This window comes from Curtobacterium sp. MCBA15_001, from assembly GCF_001864835.1.
In the GTDB taxonomy this organism is placed as follows: domain Bacteria; phylum Actinomycetota; class Actinomycetes; order Actinomycetales; family Microbacteriaceae; genus Curtobacterium.
Genome location: NZ_MJGI01000025.1, coordinates 38,221 through 38,591 on the forward strand (window position 1 = coordinate 38,221; position 371 = coordinate 38,591).

1 protein-coding gene is annotated in these 371 nt (G+C 74.7%); it reads right to left on the bottom strand.

What is annotated here, in order from left to right; all coding sequences use genetic code 11:
• Positions 1-217 (bottom strand): RsmD family RNA methyltransferase (locus BIU90_RS12205; RefSeq protein WP_175470207.1); only part of this gene is annotated, 217 nt, incomplete at its 3' end.
• Positions 218-371 lie beyond the last annotated feature (154 nt).

Below are 371 nucleotides of genomic sequence, written 5' to 3' on the forward strand. Positions count from 1 at the left end.
CGACGAGCACGACCTCGACCGCACCGCGTGACGCTGCTTCGAGCCCGAGCGCGCCGGTGCCCGCGTACAGGTCGGCCACCGAGGTGTCGTCGACGAGTCCGCGCGACTCGAGCGACGAGAACAGCGCCTCGCGCACACGGTCGCTGGTCGGGCGGGTGCCCGACTTCGGCACCCGGAGCGTCAGGGAGCCGGCGGCGCCGGCGATGATGCGGGTCATGCTGCAACCGTAGCGGCCGTCGGGGTGCCCGCCGGAGTTCTCCACAGGCCGTCCAGGAGGCCCACAGCGCGTCGGTCGCGCCGGGTACCGTTGCCGTGTGGTCACCTCCAGAGCCGACCGAGCGGCGGGCGCTCCTGCCGACGCCGCTCCCGCC